The following is a 281-nucleotide window of genomic DNA, read 5'->3' on the forward strand; positions in this document are numbered from 1 at the left end:
GTCGTCCCAGGTATCCAGCAACAGATAGGCTTGCAACGAGCGGCCATCTGCATCTCGTTGCCCGAGCATGTGATAGCCGGATGCAAGTTCGCGGCACAACTCCAGACAGCGAAGATCCGGCGCCGCGATGTCGGTATTGGCGTCTTCAGGCCACCCGCTTTCCAAGGCTGACAAAATGCGAAGCGTCATACAGCAACCTTACCTTTTCAGCGCGAAACCGATGCTGCACCCTGGGCTGCCGCATCGCCTTCCTGTGTACTGCATCCCTTGAGATTGCCGCT

1 protein-coding gene is annotated in these 281 nt (G+C 58.0%); it reads right to left on the reverse strand.

Going from position 1 to position 281, the window contains the following annotated elements:
* Window positions 1-189, reverse strand: a 189-nt coding sequence (locus RVY79_RS19160; RefSeq protein WP_317466144.1) for a hypothetical protein, incomplete at its 3' end; no start/stop codon positions are given.
* Window positions 190-281: the final 92 nt, after the last annotated feature.

This window comes from Chromohalobacter sp. HP20-39, assembly GCF_033052815.1.
In the GTDB taxonomy this organism is placed as follows: Bacteria; Pseudomonadota; Gammaproteobacteria; order Pseudomonadales; family Halomonadaceae; genus Chromohalobacter.